The sequence below is a fragment of the Rheinheimera sp. KL1 genome (genome assembly GCF_001275035.1).
GTDB lineage: Bacteria > Pseudomonadota > Gammaproteobacteria > Enterobacterales > Alteromonadaceae > Pararheinheimera > Pararheinheimera tangshanensis.
The window spans coordinates 22,781-45,590 of the sequence record NZ_LAMX01000027.1 but is presented as its reverse complement, the minus strand read 5'-3'; the positions used below and the strand labels follow the sequence as shown (position 1 = coordinate 45,590).

General features: G+C 45.9%; 23 protein-coding genes. 6 read left to right on the top strand and 17 right to left on the bottom strand.

The annotated features are described in order from the left end of the window. Positions 1 to 86 precede the first annotated feature (86 nt). Genes WH43_RS16085 through WH43_RS16075 form a run of 3 tightly spaced genes read right to left on the bottom strand, consistent with a single transcriptional unit; the run spans position 87 to position 2,252 of the window. On the bottom strand, positions 87 to 836 hold the full coding sequence (locus tag WH43_RS16085; RefSeq protein ID WP_053425612.1) for a TIGR04219 family outer membrane beta-barrel protein: 750 nt from the start codon (positions 834 to 836) through the stop codon (positions 87 to 89). Between the two features lie 3 nt (positions 837 to 839). Further along, positions 840 to 1,817, bottom strand: a complete 978-nt coding sequence (locus WH43_RS16080) for a DUF2333 family protein (RefSeq protein WP_053425611.1) — start codon at positions 1,815 to 1,817, stop codon at positions 840 to 842. 9 nt (positions 1,818 to 1,826) lie between these two features. Then, entirely contained in the window at positions 1,827 to 2,252 is a 426-nt protein-coding gene (locus tag WH43_RS16075) for a copper chaperone PCu(A)C (protein WP_053425610.1), read from the bottom strand. Positions 2,253 to 2,568: 316 nt separating this feature from the next. On the opposite strand from WH43_RS16075, the gene dusB reads away from it, so the two are divergent. The 3 genes from dusB (at position 2,569) to purH (ending at position 5,808) form a co-directional block, all read left to right on the top strand. Then, entirely contained in the window at positions 2,569 to 3,555 is a 987-nt protein-coding gene (gene dusB, locus WH43_RS16070; protein WP_502694049.1) for a tRNA dihydrouridine synthase DusB, read from the top strand. Positions 3,556 to 3,573: 18 nt separating this feature from the next. Further along, the gene (gene fis, locus WH43_RS16065) at positions 3,574 to 3,864 is read left to right on the top strand and encodes a DNA-binding transcriptional regulator Fis (protein WP_008897208.1); all 291 of its coding nucleotides are present in this window, start codon (positions 3,574 to 3,576) and stop codon (positions 3,862 to 3,864) included. A gap of 342 nt (positions 3,865 to 4,206) precedes the next feature. Next, positions 4,207 to 5,808 carry a bifunctional phosphoribosylaminoimidazolecarboxamide formyltransferase/IMP cyclohydrolase gene (purH, locus tag WH43_RS16060; protein WP_053425690.1) on the top strand — a complete coding sequence of 534 codons (1,602 nt, stop codon included), beginning with the start codon at positions 4,207 to 4,209 and terminating at the stop codon, positions 5,806 to 5,808. Between the two features lie 89 nt (positions 5,809 to 5,897). On the opposite strand, the gene WH43_RS16055 is transcribed toward purH, so the two are convergent. The 7 genes from WH43_RS16055 to sixA all read right to left on the bottom strand — a co-directional run bounded on the left by WH43_RS16055 (position 5,898) and on the right by sixA (position 12,473). Beyond that, entirely contained in the window at positions 5,898 to 6,116 is a 219-nt protein-coding gene (locus WH43_RS16055) for a hypothetical protein (RefSeq protein WP_053425608.1), read from the bottom strand. Positions 6,117 to 6,126: 10 nt separating this feature from the next. Beyond that, complete coding sequence (locus WH43_RS16050; RefSeq protein ID WP_053425607.1) at positions 6,127 to 6,939, bottom strand: hypothetical protein; 813 nt, start codon at positions 6,937 to 6,939, stop codon at positions 6,127 to 6,129. A 460-nt stretch (positions 6,940 to 7,399) separates the two neighbouring features. Then, positions 7,400 to 8,605: a PepSY-associated TM helix domain-containing protein gene (locus WH43_RS16045; RefSeq protein WP_053425606.1), complete on the bottom strand. Its 1,206-nt coding sequence runs from the start codon at positions 8,603 to 8,605 to the stop codon at positions 7,400 to 7,402. A 7-nt stretch (positions 8,606 to 8,612) separates the two neighbouring features. Continuing rightward, positions 8,613 to 10,766: a TonB-dependent siderophore receptor gene (locus WH43_RS16040; protein ID WP_082335830.1), complete on the bottom strand. Its 2,154-nt coding sequence runs from the start codon at positions 10,764 to 10,766 to the stop codon at positions 8,613 to 8,615. A 163-nt stretch (positions 10,767 to 10,929) separates the two neighbouring features. Further along, positions 10,930 to 11,688, bottom strand: a complete 759-nt coding sequence (locus WH43_RS16035; RefSeq protein WP_053425605.1) for a Kelch repeat-containing protein — start codon at positions 11,686 to 11,688, stop codon at positions 10,930 to 10,932. Beyond that, positions 11,622 to 11,879 (bottom strand): hypothetical protein, encoded by a 258-nt coding sequence (locus WH43_RS20100; protein WP_152342883.1) that lies wholly within the window; start codon positions 11,877 to 11,879, stop codon positions 11,622 to 11,624. Before WH43_RS20100 ends, WH43_RS16035 begins: the two co-directional genes overlap by 67 nt. Before the next feature lie 108 nt (positions 11,880 to 11,987). Further along, a complete protein-coding gene (gene sixA / locus WH43_RS16030) occupies positions 11,988 to 12,473 on the bottom strand; it encodes a phosphohistidine phosphatase SixA (protein WP_053425604.1) in 486 nt (161 codons plus the stop codon). A 282-nt stretch (positions 12,474 to 12,755) separates the two neighbouring features. Between sixA and WH43_RS16025 the strand changes: the two genes are divergently transcribed. From WH43_RS16025 to suhB, 3 genes are all read left to right on the top strand, one after another. After that, positions 12,756 to 14,033, top strand: coding sequence for an ATP-binding protein (locus WH43_RS16025; RefSeq protein WP_053425603.1), 1,278 nt, complete (start codon positions 12,756 to 12,758; stop codon positions 14,031 to 14,033). Then, positions 14,030 to 14,545 carry a response regulator transcription factor gene (locus WH43_RS16020; RefSeq protein ID WP_053425602.1) on the top strand — a complete coding sequence of 172 codons (516 nt, stop codon included), beginning with the start codon at positions 14,030 to 14,032 and terminating at the stop codon, positions 14,543 to 14,545. The genes WH43_RS16025 and WH43_RS16020 overlap by 4 nt, the downstream gene beginning before the upstream one ends. A gap of 79 nt (positions 14,546 to 14,624) precedes the next feature. After that, positions 14,625 to 15,428: an inositol-1-monophosphatase gene (suhB, locus tag WH43_RS16015; RefSeq protein WP_053425601.1), complete on the top strand. Its 804-nt coding sequence runs from the start codon at positions 14,625 to 14,627 to the stop codon at positions 15,426 to 15,428. Positions 15,429 to 15,499: 71 nt separating this feature from the next. Here suhB and WH43_RS16010 read toward each other — a convergent pair whose 3' ends face one another. The 7 genes from WH43_RS16010 to WH43_RS15980 form a co-directional block, all read right to left on the bottom strand. Beyond that, complete coding sequence (locus WH43_RS16010) at positions 15,500 to 15,874, bottom strand: rhodanese-like domain-containing protein (RefSeq protein WP_053425600.1); 375 nt, start codon at positions 15,872 to 15,874, stop codon at positions 15,500 to 15,502. Positions 15,875 to 15,907: 33 nt separating this feature from the next. Continuing rightward, complete coding sequence (locus WH43_RS16005; RefSeq protein ID WP_053425599.1) at positions 15,908 to 16,510, bottom strand: HutD/Ves family protein; 603 nt, start codon at positions 16,508 to 16,510, stop codon at positions 15,908 to 15,910. A gap of 197 nt (positions 16,511 to 16,707) precedes the next feature. Next, the gene (locus WH43_RS16000) at positions 16,708 to 17,745 is read right to left on the bottom strand and encodes a sensor domain-containing diguanylate cyclase (protein WP_053425598.1); all 1,038 of its coding nucleotides are present in this window, start codon (positions 17,743 to 17,745) and stop codon (positions 16,708 to 16,710) included. 319 nt (positions 17,746 to 18,064) lie between these two features. Continuing rightward, positions 18,065 to 18,481, bottom strand: coding sequence for a DP-EP family protein (locus tag WH43_RS15995; RefSeq protein WP_053425597.1), 417 nt, complete (start codon positions 18,479 to 18,481; stop codon positions 18,065 to 18,067). A gap of 135 nt (positions 18,482 to 18,616) precedes the next feature. Next, positions 18,617 to 18,829, bottom strand: coding sequence for a hypothetical protein (locus WH43_RS15990; protein ID WP_053425596.1), 213 nt, complete (start codon positions 18,827 to 18,829; stop codon positions 18,617 to 18,619). Between the two features lie 225 nt (positions 18,830 to 19,054). Further along, complete coding sequence (locus WH43_RS15985; protein WP_053425595.1) at positions 19,055 to 19,441, bottom strand: DP-EP family protein; 387 nt, start codon at positions 19,439 to 19,441, stop codon at positions 19,055 to 19,057. A 33-nt stretch (positions 19,442 to 19,474) separates the two neighbouring features. Further along, a complete protein-coding gene (locus tag WH43_RS15980; protein WP_152342882.1) occupies positions 19,475 to 22,756 on the bottom strand; it encodes an nSTAND1 domain-containing NTPase in 3,282 nt (1,093 codons plus the stop codon). Positions 22,757 to 22,810: the final 54 nt, after the last annotated feature.

Sequence of the window (22,810 nt, the reverse complement as noted above, 5' to 3'; positions counted from 1 at the left end):
AACCCTGAAATCCCTGAACTGCACTATAAGCTGCCCCTCAAAGCAGAACAACAAAATTCTGCGCTGGGGGCGGGATTGGCTGTGGTTTAGAAATGCAGTTCCGCGGAAATGAACGCACCATCGAAGGTTAAATCTGCATCCAGGTTATCTATATCGTCCAGTTCCAGTTTGGTCTTTTTGACTCCAGCTTTTAACGCCAGATCAACAGCCAATGAATCGATCAATTCATAAGCAACACCAAACTGCATATCAGACAAGGTACTGCCGTCGTAGCTGACGTAATTCACTTCAGCAAACACCTTTGTGCCAGTACCTAATAAACCAAAACTACCATACAGATAGCCCATAGGGATCACCGCAGACAAATCCTGAGTCGCGCTTTGTCCCTGACTGGCGACAGTGATATCACCGTCGATATACTTAGCTGTCACACCGAGATCCAGGCTGACCAGATCATTGTCCAAAATTTCGTAATAAAAAGTAGCGTCAATATTGGATAAATCCAGATCCTGAGCCACATCGGTGCCCACAGCAAAAACCTGATTATCAAACTCAAAAGTACGATTTAAAGTGGTTGTGCCATCAGACGTTAAGCTATTACGCTGCAGTTTAATATTCGGTAGCAAAGGAACCGGATGTTCAAGCTTGATATAAAAGCTGCTTAAATTTTTATCATCGAATTCAAAGTTTTGCTGGTTGCCTGTCTGACCAAAACTACCTTTGGCATCGGCAAAATGCAGATCAGCACCAAGATACACACCACCAATGGTATCAGCCATAGCTGCAGGACCAGCCAACACAGCCAGAGCTACCATACTTAATACAGACTTTTTCATGCTTTATCCTTGCGCTAATAATTCAGTTAAATCCAACAGAGCTGCATTGGCTCTGGAGATATAATTCGCCATCACCAGACTGTGGTTTGCCATAAAACCAAAACCCCGACCGTTCAGGATCATAGGACTCCAGACGGGCTGTTGGGTAGCTTCCAGTTCACGAACAATCTGGCGTAAGCTAATCATCGCGTTTTTGTTGGTTAACACGTCGGCGAAATCCAATTCTATCGCTTTTAATAGATGTAACAAAGCCCAGCACGCACCACGTGCTTCATAAAACTCATCATCTATGCTCCACCAACTGGTTTTAATTCTGTTGGATTCAGCAGTCAGTGTCGACTGTCTGGCATTTTTATCACCCGCCAAATCTGTGTTTAACCTGTCCTGCCCTACGCTGACACTCAAACGCTGACTATAACTACCAAGCCGTTTTTCCACGTTTTTGAGCCAATCACGCAGATTATCTGCTCTGGTGTAAAACTGACTATCGGTTTTGGCAGGATCTAATAGTGCGGCCCGGTACAAAGCTAATTGCGTGATAGCCTGCTGATACTCAGATTCAGCGGCAGGTACAGCCCAGCTGCGATGATCAATATTGAGCATAGGCTGGGCCAGTTTTAAGTATTGATTTTCAATAGACTGCGACTGAGAGCGACTTAAATCTTTGCGAAGCGCCAGAGCTAAATCACGGGACATCTCCAAAGCCCCCAACTCCCAGGCCGGCATATTGTCCAACAAGGAGAAAGGTGGCGCCACGTCGTTACTGATAAAGCCAGCATTTTTCGTTAGCAGAGTGTCCAGCACTTTGATCAGCGCACTGGTAGTGGTGTAGCCCACGGTTTGCTTATGTTCCGGGCTAAGTTCGGCCGATAAATCTTTTACATCAAACAATTCAGGTTCACTACTGGCCCACCAGGCGGTGCCATAACCCAAAATAAAAACGAACAGCACGGCTAAACTTATAATCCTGAATCTGTTCATTTATAACTCCTAATGGCTTGCAATTGCGCTGACCGAAGCCTGAACCTCGATGGATTGACCATCTTTAAAAGTGAAACGTAACGGGATCTGTTGACCTCGTTTAATACTACCTTTGACATCAAACATCATCAGATGCAAACCGCCCGGCAGAAAATGTATTTGATCACCCGCTTTTATCACAACAGATTCGACCTGCTGCATACTCATCATTCCGTCTTTAAAGCTGGTACGATGCAGCTCAATAGAACCAAACAGAGGGCTACTAGCCCCAGTAAGTTCTGCCGCTACGTTATTTTTGTTACTGATACTAAAATAACCTGCAGTCATGTTACGGCCAGGCAGTATTTCCCGAACTGTCGCATCTGTGACTATAACTTCAGCCAGAGCCAAACTACTGATTGCACCTAAGCATAAGGTAAGTATCCATTTTTTCATTCAAGGTTCTCCTTTAAAGATCAGATCTTTATCTTACACGACAGAGGATGGGCCAACAAACTTAGCCGACGAAAAGCATTGACTTCTTTTATAAGCTGCTTTTTGTCCTGTTTTGGTGATAAAAACAGCAGCTGTACAATTATCTATAAGTCCTTCCCCCGATTTTATTGGGTTTTGCATTTCAGAAAGTCTAGTTTTCAGACGTTTAGCGATTGTCAACCCAACAACCCCCTATAAATTTATACTTTTGTTTAAATAATAACCTTTGCATTGTTGGTAAAAATCCGTAAACTTAGCGCCCCTTTAGGGTAGAGCCTTGGTTTTAGCGGTGCGCATAGGTCCATATCAATTAACGAACAACGTAATTTGCGCTCCTATGGCTGGAGTGACGGATTACACTTTTCGTGAGCTTTGCCGTCGTTTTGGTGCAGGTTTAGCTGTATCAGAAATGATGTCGAGCAATCCTTTGGTCTGGCAAAGTGAAAAATCGCTAAATCGTATGACTCACCAAAATGAATCTGGTCTTCGATCGGTGCAAATTGCCGGTTCAGATCCAGATCAGATGGCTGAAGCTGCTGTGTTTAATGTTGAACATGGCGCCCAAATCATCGACATCAATATGGGATGTCCGGCAAAAAAGGTGAATAAAAAGCTGGCGGGTTCGGCACTGTTACAGTATCCGGATTTAGTGCAGCAGATTATTCAGGCCGTCGTTCAGGCAGTATCAGTACCTGTGACCTTAAAAATCCGTACTGGCTGGGACATCGAACATAAAAATGGCGTACAGATAGCGCAAATAGCGCAGGACAACGGCATTGTGGCTTTAGCGGTTCATGGCCGAACCAAAGCTTGTATGTATAAAGGAGAGGCGGAGTACGACACTATCCGCGCTATTAAACAAAATGTGTCTATCCCGGTGATTGCCAATGGCGATATCACCACGCCGGAAAAAGCCAGATTTGTATTGGACTATACCGGAGCAGACGCGGTCATGATTGGCCGGGCCGCTCAGGGCAGACCCTGGATTTTCCGTGAAGTGGTGCACTATCTGCAAACTGGTGAACATCTGGCTTCGCCTTCAACAAGCGAGGTGAGGGATATTTTGCTGGAGCATGTCCGTGGCTTACACCAGTTATATGGTGAAGTGCTTGGCCCACGTATTGCCCGCAAACATGTGGGTTGGTACCTGGCAGAGCATGACAGCGAAGGCATGTTTCGCAGTGAATTTAATGGTATCGAACAAGCTCAACAGCAGTTGGATACCTTGAGTGTGTATTTCGAGCAATTACTAGCAGCAACCTAACGTAAAAGAGACTAGGCAATGTTTAATCAAAACGTGACTTCGCCATTTATCACCAACGCCCATGTTCAAACGCAAGAAAAACCGCAGCCTTTAAGCAACGCGGTACAAAAAGCGGTGGCGAACTACTTACAACAACTAAATGGTCAGGACGTCAACGACCTGTACGAATTAGTGTTGTCCGAATTAGAAAAGCCGTTATTAGAAGAAGTGATGAAATACACTCGCGGCAACCAGACCCGCGCTGCCAACCTGATGGGCATCAACCGCGGTACTCTGCGTAAGAAGCTGAAACAATACGGCATGAGTTAATGCCCCCGCGGGAGGAGTCCCGCAGCAAAAGCACCTTCGGGTGCTTTTTTGTTTTTTCGCGTCGTCTTTGACGCTGCAGCTTCGTTGGCTGCGTGCGCTCGCCCCAGTCGCATAGTGGACTATGCTTCTGGGGTCTTCCGCACTTGCCGCCTCACTGCAACGCCAAATACTTAGCGAAAGCCTGCAGTAGCGGGTTAAGTAAATCAGGGATTTCACCAGCTGATCCCGGCGATACAACAAAGCCTTTTTTCTCTATGCTTATGTCCTAGCTTTGTGTTATCAGAAGGCTGTGAACCACAGCAGTGCTGGTCCGAATTAACCATTACAGCGGAGAATGATCCAATGAACGCAGCTCGTCCAATCCGTCGCGCCTTGTTAAGCGTGTCTGATAAAACCGGTATAGTTGAATTTGCCCGTGCTTTAGCCGCCCAGGGAGTGGAACTTTTATCCACAGGTGGCACAGCCAAGTTATTGGCAGACCAGGGTATAGCAGTGACTGAAGTGTCTGATTACACAGGTCACCCGGAAATTATGGACGGCCGTGTCAAAACGCTGCATCCCAAAGTACATGGTGGCATTCTGGCCCGCCGTGGCCTGGATGAAGCTGTAATGGCTGCCAACAATATTAATCCTATCGACTTAGTGGTGGTGAATCTGTATCCGTTCGCTAATACGGTGGCCAAAGCAGGTTGTACTTTAGAAGACGCCATCGAAAATATCGATATCGGCGGCCCAACTATGGTGCGCGCTGCGGCGAAAAACCATAACGATGTGACTATTGTGGTCAACGCAGCAGATTACAACAAAGTATTAGCGGAGATGGCTGCCAACGCTGGTTCCACTACTCATGCCACCCGTTTTAGTTTAGCCATCAGCGCTTTTGAGCATACAGCTCAGTACGACGGTATGATTGCCAACTACTTCGGAACCATGTTACCTGCTTATGGGCTTGCCGCTGACGGTGACGAAGACGCTAAACCAAGCAAATTCCCACGCACTTTTAATGCTCAGTTTGTAAAAAAACAAGACTTACGTTACGGTGAAAACAGTCACCAGAGCGCAGCTTTTTATGTCGAAAACAGCATTCAGGAAGCTTCAGTTGCCAGCGCCACTCAGTTGCAAGGCAAAGAGCTGTCGTACAACAATATCGCCGACACTGACGCCGCTTTAGAGTGTGTGAAAGAATTCGACGAGCCAGCCTGTGTTATCGTTAAACACGCTAACCCTTGTGGTGTAGCTATAGGCGACGACATTCTGGCCGCTTATGAGCGCGCATACAAAACAGACCCTACTTCTGCTTTTGGTGGCATTATCGCCTTTAACCGCGAATTAGATGCTAAAACTGCTGAAGCTATTGTCAGCCGTCAGTTTGTTGAAGTCATTATTGCGCCAAGCGCTACAGCTCAGGCTGCTGCTGTGGTATCAGGCAAACCCAATGTGCGTTTATTAGTCTGTGGCGAGTGGGACAGCAAAACCACTGGTTTTGATATCAAACGGGTTAACGGTGGCGTGTTAGTACAAGACCGTGACCAGAAAATGGTTGGTCTGGATGATTTAAAAGTCGTCTCCAAACGTCAGCCTACCGCAGATGAATTACGCGACTTATTGTTCTGCTGGAAAGTGGCCAAATATGTGAAATCCAACGCTATTGTTTATGCCAAAGACAGCATGACTATTGGCGTCGGTGCAGGCCAAATGAGCCGCGTTTATAGTGCGAAGATCGCCGGTATTAAAGCGGCTGATGAGAACCTCGAAGTCAAAGGCTCCGTCATGGCATCCGATGCATTTTTCCCGTTCCGCGATGGTATTGATGCCGCCGCTGCTGCAGGTATCAAAGCCGTGATCCAGCCTGGTGGCTCTATGCGAGATGCAGAAGTGATAGCTGCTGCAGACGAGCATGGCATGACGATGATCTTTACTGGCGTGCGTCATTTCCGTCACTAAACAAAAGCCCTGAAAATAATGAAGGCGGGACTGGTTCCCGCCTTTTCTCTACTTCAAAGATCCTGCTGACATTACAGTCAGATAACTAGTTACTCTTTCTCTTTTTTCGGCAAACCTAAATAGATTAACGAAAAAACTATATCGAAAAATGGAACAAAGGCAAGAATAACTGCCATTTTCCAGCTGTAGCCTTTTGTCTTTGCCATCACAAGATTAATCACCAGGCAGGATACAAAGATAAAAACAAAATATAATCCCCCAAAAAAATGGGCTGGATGAATATCTCCATTCCGAAGAGCTTCTAACATATGTCACTCCTTATTTCGGTGAAGTCGGAATTTCAGTGATGTGAATACGAGGGATAGCTCCACCGACTCTGATTCCGATACCATATTGAGCAGCTTTATCCAGGAAATTCTGAAGTTCATAGTTATTTGGAAAATGATATGTACCATTAATAACGTATCCAGCATCAAAGATAGTGTTGCCCCAAAGATCTTGTGCACTACCTGCTTTGTAGCTAAATTTCAAACTAGCAGATTGTGCAGACGGCGCAGTCATTGTTATTTTACTGCCATCCGCAAACTTAAAAATGTATTCTGTGCCACTAAGAAAGTCATAACGAATTCCGCCAGCGCTCGATCCCAGGTTTGTTACCCAGTATCTAATAGGATAAGCATCATGGAACCATTGTTCTAACTTATCCCTGCTGCTAGGATTGCGGGCGATTTCCCATGCACTGGTAAAACCAGAATTAACATCGACATGCACTACGCTGGATGCCATTCGCATAATTTGATGCTGAGATATCTCAGTCACCAAATTTTGAATATCTGTAGGTACTAGTGAAACTGACGCTCGAAACTCTATAGAGGGATCAACAGTTTGAGATGACCACTTATAATATGCGTTTACATCCCAAGCATAAGCAATGCCTTGCTTAAAATTAGCAACGACAACTTTACCTTTATAACCATCTGTAGTCACTTGCTGTGCGGCTGCGTCCTGCATTTTTTGGTAATACTGAAGTGGAGCAGTACAACTGTTACAAGTTTCATACAAATCATTAGCTAACACATTTGGGGAAAAATAACAGAAAGTGAGCGACAAAGTAATTAGTATGTTTTTCATTCAAATCTACTTCCAAATAGAATATCAATAAAATTAACAAAGTTAACAAGGCAAATCAATTTGCCCCTAAAAAAGATACTATAGACATCTAAGGTAAAACAATAAATTTCTTACATCAAAACCAACACATGAATACAAAAGAAACAATTTGATTAAATAAAAAACAAAATAGCCACTTACAAGTATATTCCACAAGCTCAGTTATTAGTCTGAACCATCAATATCTCTTAATATCAGCTAATGACTGCAGCTCAACCGCTGCTGCAGGTATCAAAGCCGTGATCCAGCCTAGTGGCTCTATGCGAGATGCAGAAGTGATAGCTGCTGCAGACGAGCATGGCATGACGATGATCTTTACAGGTGTGCGTCATTTCCGTCATTAAAATAGAATCAAATCAGTATTGAAAAGCACTAAAAACGGCAGCCTAAGCTGCCGTTTTAATTTTGCGTGCTGTCGTTTTCAATTATGTGCCAGAGAGCCCAGCAATGGTGATAAAGGTAAGTTTTCGACTTCACGTTGTGAAAACTGCACTGAAGTCACCACTAAGGCTGTGACCACTAACACAGACGAAACAGCACCAGTCCAGCCTAACCAGCGAATTAATTGGGGTTGTTGCCTTTTGGTGCGCAGCCAGTGCATCCAAAGCCCACCAGCCACTAAAAAGGTAAACCCCAGCCCAAACACAAAATACAGCAGCTTAACGCCAAGCCCGGCAAAGTTACCAAAATGCAGCGGGTCAGCCATATCTGAGATATAAGCCACAGGTTTTAAATCGCCGCCTTTTTGGATCTTCAGCACTTGCGCCGTCACCGGATGCAGGTAAATGCGGTTGGCTCTGTCGCGCACCAGCAGCGTATCATCCTGCCCAGTCACCACCACAGGCGCTTTGTCAGACAGCGGATAATTCAGCGCTCTGATATCCAGTTCAGGTCTGGCCTTTTGCGCAGCTTGCATTAATTCGGTTACAGACAAAGCTTTATGTGTGATGGCCTGCTCCAGCTTCGGCGCTTTTGGGTAATGATCCACTTTAAACTTCAGTAAAAAGTGTTCGGTAAAGTACCAAAGCCCTGTCAGAAACATCAGCAGAATAAAACCCCAGCACCAGACGCCTGTCCATTTATGCCAGTCTGACCAAAAAGTACGGCTGGAGGCTTTAGCACCGGAAGGCAGCTGAAAACCTTTACGCCACCACTGCCGGTACACATAAAAACTGCTGATTAAAATAATCAGCAGCAAAAAACTTAAACTGGTGACTATGATTTTGCCGGTAGAACCCAGCGACAGGTACATATGAATATTACGTAAAAACCGCGATACGGTGCCCCACTGACCTTCGCCTGTTAAAGCTCCGGAAGCGGGATCAAAATAAACAAATTTAAATTCCGAGCCTGCATTTAAACTTACGGCGCCCGCCAAATACCATTGTTCCGGCACGTTGAGATTGCTGATCTGATAGTCGGGATAAGCTTTGGCTAAATTCTGCTCCAGCACCTGCCAGGGCACAGGTCCCTGTCGTTCAGACAAGGCCCTGTATTTTTGATGCGACAGATACTGAATTTCATGACTGACCACGGCCAAAGTGCCGGTCAGACAGACCAGCAACATCAGCAGGCCAAAAGCAAAACCTGCAAAGGAATGTAACTTAAACCAACTTCTGCCGTTCATAGCCAGCTTAGAACTGATAACTTGCTGTGACTATTAAGCGGCGTGGCTCACCTGGAAAATGGCCGGTACGCTCAATAAAACCAGCAGTGGCATAAGTTTTATCAAACAGATTTTTCACATTGGCCTGAAACATCCACTGCTGCCAGCGGGTTTGCCAGCTCATATCGAAGACGGTGTAGGATTCCACATGCTGACCATCAATACTTAACTGATCGCTGACATAATCCATACCTGCTGCTATAGCTGAGTTGATGCTGTCCAGCTCGTAACGACTCCATATCCCGACCTGATGTTGTGGCGCATTGGCAAACTTGTCTCCCACCGCATTGGTAATGGCGCTGGTACTTTCAACAATACGGGTATCGTTATAGGCGTAGTTAACATTCAGCACCCAGGAGTCGGTTAAGTCACCCAGCAGATCCACTTCCACGCCTTTACTTTTGACTTCGCCCAAAGCGATTTGATCGTCACGACCATCCCCACCGACATCACCACGAGGGTCCGCCTGCAGTATGTTATTTCTGATCATTTCATAAGTAGCCACATTCAGGCGGATTGCATCATTAAGCAAAGAAAAACGCGCGCCCGCTTCGATAATACTGGATTGCTCAGCTTCAAAAGGACCACCCACTTCAGGCACCTGAGACGCACTTGCCTGCGGGCTGAAGCCTGTGCCTTTCAGTGCATACAAACGCACCCAATCAGTCAACTGATAAGTAGAACCGACACGCCAGGAGCTGTCGTTACCATCCACTTTGGACGAGGCCATATTGTTTTTATCTTCAAAACTATCCCAGCGCACACCCAGCAACAGATTCCAGCTTGAGGTTAAATCTAACTGATCCTGCAGATAAAAACCCTGCCGCACAGCAGTGGTATCGGTCGGCGTAGATTTGATGCTGTCGATATCATAATCCGCAGCTGAGGTCAGGCCATACACAGGGTTGATTAAACTAATACCTAAGGCCTTACCGCCCTGCTCGATTGGCGCTACGTTGCGGCCTAAAAAGTACGAGTCCTGCGTCATGGTATCAGCACCAATTAACAACTGGTGATTCAAACCCGCAGTGCTGAACTCTACTATGTTGTTCCAGGTCACGCTGTCTGCGGTATTTTCGCGGCGCTGGTCCCTGAACTGACGGCGGCAATAATCCACCACACCATCACCATCTGTGTCGAAGCTACAGAAAGGTTCATGGTAGTTCTGCAGTTCGGTATTATCGTAATGACGCCAGGTTAAATCGGTGCGCCAGTTGCTGTTAAATTCATGGTCAGCCCGCACCTGCCAAACGTCAGCCTCTAACGACTGGAAATCTGTCGCTTCGTTATGGTTCCAGGCTCTGTCGCCAAGGAAATTACCCTGATCATCTGTAGGCACACCGCGTAAACGGGCCCCCTGATAATCCTGCGTCAGAGTGTTGTATTGTAGCGTCAAGCTAGTGCTATCGGTCAGATCAATCAGATACCCAAGATCCAGAATTTCGTTTTCAACTTTGGTATTCCAGCGAAACGGCTGCTCAGAGTCGCGGTAATAACCAAAACGATAGGCTTGCTGCTCGTTCAGTGGACCACTCAACTCCAGTGAACCCTGCCAGTAATCATCATTGCCTAAACCTAATTCCAGCTGATTTTTCGCGGTACGTTGTGGTTTTTTAGTCACATAGTTAATTAGGCCACCAGGAGCGCTGCTGCCGTACAAAGCGCCGCTGCTGCCTTTAAGTAACTGTACTTCCTGCACGTTAAACAACTGAGGTACAGCAAACCCATTAAATGGATCGCCTCTTACGCCATCATATAAAATTTCGTCCTGACGGAAACCACGAAAGGTCACACCTGAGTAACTAAAAGCACTGACGCCACTCATGCTACGGTACAGATCAGTGACCTGACGGGCGGCCTGATCACGGATCAACGCTTCCGGTAATACCTGAATATTTTGTGGTACCAGCTCTAAATCTGTATCTGTTCTTGTGCCTACACTGCTTTGAGAAGCACGGTATAAAGTCTGAGCGCGGCCTTTGACCTCTATCACTTCCAGTTCTTTATCCGCTTGCTGTGTATCAGAACCTTCTTGATCTGACAGCTGGGCATAAGACGGAATTGAATGTAAAGCAGCAATAACAGCAACAGCCAGTAACGAAGGAGATGGTAAGGACAACATAACAGCCTCAAAGCAACAACAAAGGCGCACAGACTAAACGAGAACGATTCGCAATTCAATATTATTTATAGCAGTATTTGTGACTTTGTATTAGCTGCGGGTTTGCAGTTGAAGGGGATAAGCAGGGCAATGCCTAATGCCTGAAGGTTTGCCCTGATTTGAATTAAAAACTGAATTTTTGAATATAGTCAAGGAAAGGTCCATTCCCGCCGATAGTTCCACCAAACACATAAACGTCATCATCAAAAGTGACAGCTGCATTATGCCTACTGGCTTTGTAACCCAACTCCAGTTTCTGCCACTGTGCTTTATCAAAATCGTAGCTGTAGGTGGTCGTCATATTTTCGTAGTCCCCAAATGCCAGCAATTTGTTTTGCAGTACAACAACAGAATGGGCGCTAAGCTTTACAGGTAAAGGCGGTAGAACCTGCCACTCACGGGTTGTCGGATTAAAACGTTCAAAGGAATTTAACGCACTTTGCCTGTTATAACCCCCAACCAAATAAATCCATTCGTCTTTCAGCACAGCCTTGGTATCTTTTGGTGTTGGCATATCCTTTGCTCTAAACCACTGTCTTTCTGCCAGGTCATAAATCGCTACAACAGAGGTAGACATTATGGTGTCACGCTCAAGACGAGAGCCACCAAACACAACTATCCGGCCATCAGAAAAAACTGCGGTATTGTTCAGGGTAGGCGCTGGTAAATTTGGAGCAAAAGTCACATCACCTGTTCTGGTATTTAACACTTCTACTCTGGGTTCTATAGCAGAACCCCATGCTGAAACTGAGATCCCCCCCAAAATATAGACAGATTCATTGCCATCCCATACAGCTGAAAAATAACGGCGTGGGATCAACTTTTTTTTCCAGTGTTCAATTTGCCCAGTGGCTGGATCATAAACTTCAACATCAGACAGCAATCCTGATTTATCAGAACCAGCGAGAATAAAGATCCTTTTTCCATCCTCACTGCGGCATGACCAAATCTGGCCTTGAGCATGGTATGCTCAGCAACGGGAACAACAGTATTGTGGCTACAGGCAGTGACAAAAAGTAACAGCAGGCCAACCCACAACCACTGACCGATTTTATTGCAATAATCCTTATTCACACTAGTCCCTTAGTTTACAAAAAATATACAAGCTGTTTTATATCTATTTAGGCAACACAATTCAAGTCGTTATTAGTTCCGGGACATTCAGGTAAAAACCTCGGAGGCTTACATAAACTTAGCTGGTATAGACCAGGCCAGTCGCACTGGCACTGTGGCTTCAGCGTCTAGTTCCAGACAAGTTAAAGAGGCTTTTTTCAGTTCAAGAAACGTTTTATCCAACCCTAATAATTCATTCACCAGCAATGCCAGCTCAGGTTCATGCCCCACCAACAGCACAGCTTCATTGTCTTGCAACTGGCTGAATAAATGTGTTTTTGCTTCAACTGCCGGTACAGCAGGCAATAAACAAGGCCATTCTTCCACTGCGACTTTTACCCCTGAATCTTTACGTACTAAAGCGGCAGTTTGCACGGCTTTAGTGTGTGGACTGCAGAAAATCCGATCCGGTAACAAACCATGTTTTTGCATAAAAGTCGCAACACGGCGCGCTTGTAATCTGCCTTTTTCATTCAGGCAACGATCGGCCTCATCCACCATGGAGTTTCGTACATCAGCCGTGGCATGACGCATCAGATAAAGTACAGCTTTCATCCATATTACCTTCATTGCAGAAAATGCTGGCAGACTATAGGCCTCGGGTTACAGTTGTATGACTTTCCCTTTTGTCATTGACGCTGCTGCTTTGTTGACTGCGCTCTCTCGCCCCAGTCGCACCTACAAAACCAGCTGCGACCTTTTGCCACATTGCGAAGCGCCCAAAACCAGACCAGAATGACTCCGACTTCCATCAGATGACAAGGTGTTCCCACTCCTATAATCTGAGCTGTCAGTTTTTTGCAACGGCTGCTTAGCAGCCGCTTTTTTTGAGATGCTATGAACGCCATTTTTTCCCGCAACACACTTCATACAGAACAGCCAATTCAGCAACTGCAACGTTTTCGCTGGATCTTAATTGGATTGGAACTACTGGCCAGCCTGACGGGTTACTTGCTGGAGTACCCTATCCATAGCTGGAGCCTGCTGTGTTTTGTGATTGCTGTGCATGTATTCACCAATATCAGTCTGAAACTCTGGCGAGGCAACAAAGGCTATGAACAACGTTTTATCGCCATCAGTATTCTGATTGATCTTTTTATGATCACAGCGCTGCTGGCCATGACAGGAGGCGCCAGCAATGGTTTTGTCGCTATTTTACTGCTGCCTGTGGCCGTTACTGCTGTGTTATTTTCCGCACTCCCCAGCTACCTGATAGCGATACTGGCTATTGGCTGTTACAGCCTGCTGCTGCAAGTTCCATTGACTACAGATGTGCATGCCATGCACCAGCATCATAGTGATCCCTATGCAGGCACAGAACCTTTTAGCCAACATATCAGCCAGATGTGGTGGGCTTTTAGTTTTAGTGCTTTTATCGTCAGCTGGTTTATCAGCGCCCAAACCCAGCGTATCCGCAGCACTTCAGCTCAATTAAACAAGCTGCAACAAAAGCAGCTGCAGCATGAACAAATACTGGCTGTGGCCACCTACGCTGCCAATGCGGCACATGATTTGGCCACCCCACTACAAAATCTGGTACTGCTGACCGACGAGCTGACTGAACAACAAGCCCCTGAATTAGCTGCAGATTTACGGCAGCAATTACTGCTTTGCCAGCAAATAGTGCAAAAACTTCGCAGTAATGCCCAGCAACTGCGTAAAGGTGACTTCCAATCCCAGCCTTTGTATAACGCTATAGAACACAGCATTCAGCTCTGGCTGGTCAGCAGGCCTGAAATCAGCATGGAGCAACACTTCAGCAGCGATCAGTCGCCTTTAACAGTCAGCGACAGCATCAGTCTGGCCGCCGCTTTATTTAATATTTTGGATAACGCCGCTGATGCCAGCTTAGCCAACAAAGAACCTCGGTTAAGTCTGACCATGCAGCAACATAACAGCCAGTTAGAGTTACAAATCCGCGACTATGGCCCGGGTTTACCAGAAAGCGATCTGGCGCAATTGGGTAAAAAACCCAGCCCCAGTGAACAAGGTTTAGGCTTAGGCCAGTTTCTGGCCAATGTGTCTATTGATAGTTTAGGTGGCAAAGTGGAACGGCAAAACTGTGCGGATAATGGCGTATTAACCCGTATTTATTTTGGTGATAAAACAGAATGAAACTGGTACTACTGGACGATGATGTCACGTTAACCCGCACTTTATGCCGTCGGCTGGAAGCATTGGGGCATCAGGTGAAAAGCTATAACGAGGTGGTCAGCCCTGACTTACTGGTGGCAGAACAAGCGGATTGCTACCTGCTGGATTTACGTTTTGGTGTGGCCTCAGGTCTGGATTATATTGCACCACTGCGCCAGCAGTTGCCGACATGCCGCATTGTGTTATTAACAGGCTACGCCAGCATCACCACAGCAGTGCAAGCGGTAAAAGCAGGAGCAGACGATTACCTGACCAAACCTGTCGATTTTGCGACTTTAACTCAGGCCTTAAGTGGTCAAATCAGCACAGCAACTCCAACCACTGAACCCGAAGTGTTATCGACAGATCAGCTGGAATGGGAGCATATTCAACGGGTTCTGGAACAGCATCAGGGCAATATATCCCAGACCGCCAAAGCACTGGCCATGCACAGACGTACCTTGCAGCGTAAACTACAAAAACACAGGCCCTGAATTCGCTTTACTTTTTCCTGTTAGCGGCTACAATACGCGCCGCTCTTTTGACTGTTCTTTATACAATAAGGTAATCGTTATGCATCCGATGTTAAACATCGCAATTCGTGCTGCCCGCAGCGCAGGTAATGTCATCGCTAAAGCTTGTGGTCAGATGGACTTAGTTCAGACGACTCAGAAAGGCACTAATGACTTTGTGACCAACATCGATAAAGAAGCAGAACAGGCCATAGTGCATGTTTTACGTAAGTCATTCCCGGATCACGATATTATCGGTGAAGAGAACGGCGAATATGGCAACAACAATAGCGATTACCAGTGGATCATCGACCCGCTTGATGGCACCACCAACTTTATCAAAGGCATTCCTCACTTTGCTGTATCCATAGCTCTGCGTCATCAGGGCAAACTGGATCAAGCCGTGGTATTTGACCCATTACGTGGCGAAGTGTTCACCGCATCCCGTGGTGCAGGCGCTCAGCTCAATGGCCGTCGTATCCGTACTACTAATTTACCTGATTTAGGCGGCGCTATTCTGGCGACTGGTTTCCCTTTTAAACACAAACACCATTTAGACGCGTACACTGAAACCTTTAAAACTCTGATGGTTCAGGCCGCAGACGTGCGTCGTACTGGTTCGGCAGCGCTGGATTTATGTTATGTCGCAGCAGGCCGTTTTGATGGTTTCTGGGAAATTGGTTTAAAGCCATGGGATTTTGCTGCAGGCGAGCTGATTTTACGTGAAGCCGGTGGCTTAATCAGTGACTTCGCTGGTGGTAACAACTACCTGCGCAGCGGCAACATAGTAGCCGCAAGTCCAAAAGTATTAGGTGCCATGTTAAAAGGCATGCGCCCGCATTTGACTGAATCGTTACTGAAATAAATCGCTTAGGGTCAGATCACATTTGCGCAGCAAAAGTGCTCTGACCCTTTATGTTCGTCTCAATGTTCAAATCAAACTTGCGGCTTAGTCAAAGGCAAACCTGCATTGACCCAGGCTGTATAACCACCCGCCAGACTCCAGACATCCTGATAGCCCATTTTCTGCAGCATATCGGCCGCTAAAGCCGAACGAAAACCACCACCACAATACAAAATCAGCGTTTGCTGTTTATCCTGCACTGCGTTTTCCACATCGCGCTCAATCACGCCTTTACCCAAATGAATAGCAGCAGGCAAATGCCCGGCCAGCCACTCTAAATCTTCCCGCACATCGACCAGCACATAAGGGGTTGGAAACTGCTGCAAATCAGCAATGGTTAGCTCTTTTACTCTGCTTTTGGCATCTTCTACTACAGCCAAAAAGCCTGGGGAATGTTGTTTGCTCATTAGTAAATCCTTTCTAACATCAGTACCTTTATGTTACGCGCCTTGGCTGGCTTGTAAAGGAGGCTGTTGGTGAATACAGATCCACACCAACTGACATGGCTCTGTACCAGCGCTAATCTGCAACTCCCCCACCTCGTCAGTGCATAACAAGCTTTGCCCTGCTTCGAGCTGATCACTCTGCCCGGCGAAACTGACCTGAAGCTGGCCAGAAGCCAGATACAAGATTGATTCTTGTGCCAGCACCAAAGACAAAGGATTTGTCACAGACACAACCTGCAAACTGGCTTTTATATCAGCGCGTCTGGTCATCAGGTTAAAATCCCGTACCGGGCCGTCCATTAAAGTGCAGTTAATAGCGGTTTCACCGGTAAAAGCAAAAGGTACTAAGGCCTTATCCAACACCACGGGCTGATCTTCAGCGCCATGCAGACAAAAACCATTGCCTTGCAGCAGCATAATAATGCGGTCGGTTTGTTCAAAACGGGAAAAAGCACCGTCACTGGCGACTTCAGCGATGGAAACACGCCAGCGCATACCGGCATTGTCGTCAGAACGGGCAAGCTGATGCGTAATGCCACCGCCATTTTTCCAGGCCTGAGTTTGCCATTGGTTGGGGGATATAAGTTGGAGCGCCATAACAAGAACTTAAAAGCGGTTTAAGGTGACTTATCTTAGGCGCTGAACTGCTATGACAAAAGAGCAGCACAAATAAAAAAACGCCCCTTTGCAGCGAGGCGTAAAACAATCAGCAGATGTTGTTGCAGCAAAACCAGCTGTGTTTTGGGGCGAGAATACGAAGTCAACGAAGCTGCGGCTTCAAGTACGACGGGCAATCAGCAACTACTGCTAATACAATTCCTTCCCTCAGCCTTAGCACGGTATAAAGCTGTATCAGCAGCACATAACATCGCAAAGGGTGTGCGGAACTGACCGTTGATTTCACTGGCAAACCCCTGGCTGACAGCCACAGAGATATCGTCTGACAAACCTTGTTCTGAGAACTTCAGCTGACTGACATAATGCTGCACTTTAACCGCCACAGCTTTAGCCATAGCTTCGTCGTGGTACGGCAGAATAAGCGCAAACTCTTCACCACCATAACGGGCCGCTAAACCCTGACCACGAGGAACGGCCAATGAAATAGCAGCGGCTATACGGCGTAAACATTCGTCGCCCTGAATATGGCCATATTGGTCGTTAAACTGTTTGAAATGATCGACGTCAACAATCAGCACACTAACTGGGCTTTGTGTTTTATTGCATTCATCCCAATAGTTCTGCAACATCTGATCAAAATGGCGTCTATTGGCAAGCGCAGTTAAAGGATCGGTGCAGGCCAGCGTATGCAATTTATAACATTCAGCTTTATGAGAAGTCAGGTCACGCATCACAATCACCAGCAACGGGTCATCTGAAGGCAAGTAGCTCAGGGTCAGCTCAATATCTTTTATATCCCCATTGACGCAAATAATAGCCATTTCAGTCGGCTTTTGTTGCTGCGACAACACACCACGACGGCCCATATCGACCAGATTGTGGTAATGCGGCTGATAACGTTTGACTAAAAAGTCTGGCCAGCAATGGCCACGCAATGCGCCTTGGGTATGGCCTAAAAACTGCGCTGCTTTGCTGTTGATGCACACAATACTGCCGCTGGAATTGACCACTAATACAGCTTCAGACAAATACTCAATCAAAGCAGGTAAAGACTCAAGATGCGGCACCGCATAACCACCAGCACCGGAAAAATCGATCCGGCTTACATCGTTGCGGTTATAAAGCGAAGGGTTCAACTCAGCTGGGCTGCCATTCGCTTCACTTACAGGTGCAGAGGTTAAATATAATCTTTTAGGTTGTGCTGAACGTGTCATAGGTCTGTGCTCCATAAGCCCTTGTACCGACGCAATTGATGCGTTTACTGAGCATGACTTTAGAACTTATGGAAAAAACAAACCTTCCGGCAACCTTCTGATTTATGTTATTGTATTTAAAGAAATAAACATTTTCATTCGGCACATAAACTGCACACGGAGCCTGTTAAAAAAATTCAAATCTCAAGAAAAAAAGACCCGGCAGGGTCTTTTTAGGAGTGTTATAACAGCATTCAGACTACATTGTGCCAGCAGTATGCTGTAGCTACATAAATCAGTTGCATGAGCCAGCTAGTGCTGGCCGAATCATGTACTGTCGCTAAAGTACTAAACCTCGCGGATTGTCTTTATTAACGATTTGAGGATCCGGGCTAACCAGCAACAAATTATTTTCATCCGAGGCGAAAATAAACTGATATTTGCTAACCCCCAAATTTTCAATATTGTTTTGTAAGCTAATGCTTTGACCATCGCTACTTACAGTAACCACTTCAATATGACCATCAAACGCATTGGTAAAACCTGCGCCTGTTAAACGCAGCCCTTTAGGGGAATTGGCTTCATGCACCAGCTGATAGGTAATAGTGGTATTTTCTGTCAGCTCCACATTGCCATCACAGAAGGTGCCACTTTGTGCATAGCTAAAGTGCGCTTGTTTAGTTGCATCTAAAGTCACTCTTAGCTCGATAGGGCTGGCGGCGTCGCAAAATGGCAAGGTTGAGCCAGTTAATAACAATCTGTCTGTGTCTGTGACAATAGCAGCGCCCTGATACTGGCCTATACTGCTTTGCTGGCCGAATAAGGCTAGAATTTTATAAATCTCCGTAGCGGATAAGTTTGTTTCCAGCAGCTCTTTGTCAAAACTTACGCCCTAGCCCTGCTGCACATAGGTGATGCTCTGCAAAAACTCAGGTAAATGTTCTGCAAGCGCATCTAAAGCTGAGGCTGAATTCAGCACCAGCTGCAGGTCGGCATTGGTTTTTACAGGAGCAAGCGCCAAATCAATTTCTTGCTGAGTAGCGGCCTGGCTTAAAAAAGGCGCTGCTGCCAATAAGGCAGTAAAAAGTAAGGTCGTTTTTTTCACGCTAATTCCTTTTAATTGAAAGGGTTAAGATGGGGACAAATCTGACTCCACACTAATAGAGGGACAGCGAATAAACAAGAGAAAATCGGGGACAACTTGAGAGTGGCTTTTTAAAACTGGAAAAAAAAGCCCCTACTGGGGCTTTAGACTAAGAGTTACTGACTGTTATAGATGATAAGTACCGAATTAAGCTCAGTCTTTAGAAGAAAAGAACTAGAGGCAGTCTTAATACTTAGGTGGTTTTACATCTTTATTAACTACTTGTGGATCAGGACTTAGCAGCAACAGGCTATTGGTAGTATTAGTAAAAATTAACTGGAATTTTGTTGTACCAGCCACATTGTCTTCATCCACCAGCACCAGTTCCTGACCATCTTCAGATACCTGTACTGCCTCAATAATATTGTCATAAGGGGTTAAAAAACCTGCGCCCATAAAAGCATAACCAGCAGAATTAACCAGTCGGTAGGTAATATCTTCACCACAAGTCACCACTACATTACCAGTGCAAACTTCACCATCCTGCAGATAAGTCACTTTAGGTTCCTGATTCGCATCCAGTGTGATCATGACTTCAATAACAGGGCCCTGAATTAAGTTTGTTGCGTTCATAACTTTTCCTTGGTTTGAGTTAAATAACGAGAATTAAAAAGTAGTAAGCACGATAGCCGATTTCTGTAAAAGTTGTTGCAGTTCAGGGTGTTGCTCAAGTTCATTTAGACAACTTAAAGCTCTGGCATAAGGTTGAATATATTGAGGCTTTTTATTATTTAGCTGCAAAGGCACCAACAAGCTTTTAGCCCTAGAACACGATTGCTGATTTTTATCATGCTGAAGTCGCGATTTGTAGTGAATTGCTTGTAATAACTCTAATTCTGCTAAAGTAGCTGCCAAGCGTAAATTATCAGACTCAACAGCAAACAATTCTCGATAAAAGGCTAATGCCTGCAATGTTAAATCTTCACTTTTTGTGGATTGCCCTTTCATCTGATAATAACGGGCTGATTCAAACTGTAGGTTACTAAGTACTCTCAGGTAGGCTGGCTCACTATCAAATTCCACTTTCATTTTATCAAGCTCCAGTTTCAACAGTTCAGGCGTATAAACTACCCGTGGATCAAGCAGCTTTGCGTTCAATCTCATTAAAAGAACTTTGCGATGAAACAGACTACTTTGCCAATCTTTGTTACTGGGATCCTGTTTAACAGCCCGCTCCAAAGTAATGTGAGCCTTATACAGCAGCTCAAAAGCCTGTTTGGTTGCTCCCTGATAATCATAGATTTCAGCCAGATTTGAGTAACTGTTAAACACTTTATCTAACAGATAAGCATCTGTTTTAATATCATTATTCATCCGCTCAAATTCAGCCTGAATTTGCAAATGCACAGCTATAGCTTTATGAATATCCCCTTTAGCTAAAGCTGCACTGGCCAACCAGGAACGGGTATCCGCTATATCTGCAATTAAGGCTGTATTGGCCGGGTCTTTGACTTTTGCTAATAATTTAAGATTGAGCGACTCATCAAAAAAAGCAGTGGCTTGTTCAAACTGCTGCAAATTCATCGCCAAAGAGCCTAACGAATTAGTAGCGTAGGATAACTCCATTAAGGCATCGACACTGTCTGGCGCTATTTTGTACATAGCCTGACTATAACTGTAATACAGCTCAAATTCTGGTTTAACGCCCGGCCAGTTATTGGCATCGTACTGAATTTGCCCTAACCAAAAGGCATTCGCGCCTAAGGTTTTTAGCAGTTCTAAATTATCCGGTTGCTCGTTAAGTACTGGTGCCAGCTTTTCTCTGGCTGCTAATAAAGCGGTTTTAGCTTCATCAATTTTGTCACGCGAATAGGCTACTTCGCCCATAGCTTCCAGCGTTTGGCCATGTTGCAAGCGAGCTTGAGTACTTAGGTACTGATCGTTGTTGGCATCAGAAAAGTCGCTGAAATACTCCAGTGCTTTATTGCTGATACCGTCGAGTAAATCCATCCGGCCTATGCTGCGTAATTTGTCGGCAAAATCACCCACCATAAAACCTAATAAACTTTCGGCGGCTAAGCGTTTTTGCTGTGCTTGTTTTTCGGCTTCAAAACTTCGGAAGCTCATTAATACCGCGGTAAAAGTCAGCACACAGAGTAAAGCAAAGGTTAATCGCCTGCTGGTACGCAGTAGCTTGGACCTTTTGCCTGAGGCCAAAATAAAAGCTTGTTCGTTGGTATCTAAAGTAAAAAAGCCATTGTGCGCCAGCTGCTGAGCTTCGGCTAAAGGTTTGCCGTCGGCCAATAAATAGGCACTGTGTTTATCTTCGGCCAGCCAACGTTTGGTTAAATGCTGCAAGCGGCTTTTTACACTTAAACTTTGATGATGTTCGGCTATCCAGTTGGTGGCGCGTGGCCAGCGCCTTAATAAAGCTTCGTGCGCAATACTAAAACAAGGCAACTCATTTTGCAGGTGAGAGACAAATAAACGATGTTCCACCATGGCGTTAACCAAAGCGCGCTCAGCGTCATTTTGTAATTGTTGCCAGAGTGCGGTGCGGCTGGTGATGGACTGTTCATCTTCACGTAACGTCACCAGTAAAGAGAGCACGCGAGGTAAGCTGTCTTTTTCTGCTGTGCTTAACATGGCTATGGCCTGCTCGGCATTCTTCCCTATAGCGCCTTCAATGCCTCCTAAGTTTTTATAGACAGAAAACAGCAACTGATTGCTGTCGCTGCGCTGTAAATACAATTCCTGCAAGGTGTATTGCAGCATAGGCAAAGCGTCGGGGTTGCTGGCGGCTTCGCTGCATAACAGCTCATCCAGTGGAATTGCTGTGTTGGGGTCTATGTCCCAGCTTAAATTGGCGGCTATGGCGGGTAAGCGGATCATTTGTAAAAGTTCTGCCCGGCCCGGTGGAGCTAAGTCAAAATGCGCACCACGGGCTTTGCCTGCCATTAAACTGGCATGGTTGACCAGTAAAGGGTAAAACTCGTTACGACAGGCACTTAATACTAAAACAAAACCTGAAGTGGCCAGTTGTTCCATCCGGTCGATAAACAGCAGCCGTTCCTCGTCACTAAACAGTGGCGAAGACAACAGCACTTCAAGCCGGTCGATAAAAATGGCAAAACGGACTTTGCTTTCCTGTTGGTGTTGACTTTTACTTTGACTGAGTAGGGCTTTTTTACAGCTTTGCAGCACCCAGTCCATTTGATGTTGTACTTTGTCTGCCAACTGCTCTGCGCTACAGCCATCAAATACCGGCTGGTCTGCCAGATCCCAGTCGAGCAAGGCACTGGCCAGCTGCATCAGCAATTGGCCTGGGGTCAGGTCAGCTAAATCAAGGCTGCTATACGACTCTACCTTGACGCCGTTATAGCCGCTGTTTTGCATCAGATTTGGCATCACGCCAGCATTGATTAACGAGGATTTACCGCAGCCACTAGGGCCTAACACCAAACAAAAGGCTCTGCCGTAGTGCACTTGCTGCGCTATACGTTCCAATAAGGTTTCAATTTGGCTGCCACGGCCAAAAAACACCTTAGCATAACGGGCGTCGTAGGCCTGCAACCCCGGAAAAGGTGAACCGCCCTGCCAGCTTTGGGGGGTCGCGCTTTCTTCCTGCCCAAGCGGAAAAGTGACCTGAGCTAAAGTGCGGTAACCACGTTTACGTATGGTTTCAATGTAAGTAGAAGAAGTAGCACTGTCGCCAAGCGCCTTACGAATTTGGGTGATGATTTTATGCAGTGGGTTATCGCCCACTTCAGCCTGAGGCCAGCAGGCACTGACAATCTCGTCGCTGCTGAGTACTTCTCCGGCCTTTTGGCACAGTAAAACCAACACGTCCATAGCTTTAGGTTCAAGCTGGATCAGCTGTTTGCCAAGCCTCAGCGTATTGGCGCTGGGGTCCACCTGCCACTCGCCAAAAAAGAAAGTACCGTTCATAACCACAGCCGCCATTTAACTATATGTTTAATATATAGTTATGGGCTGCATTAT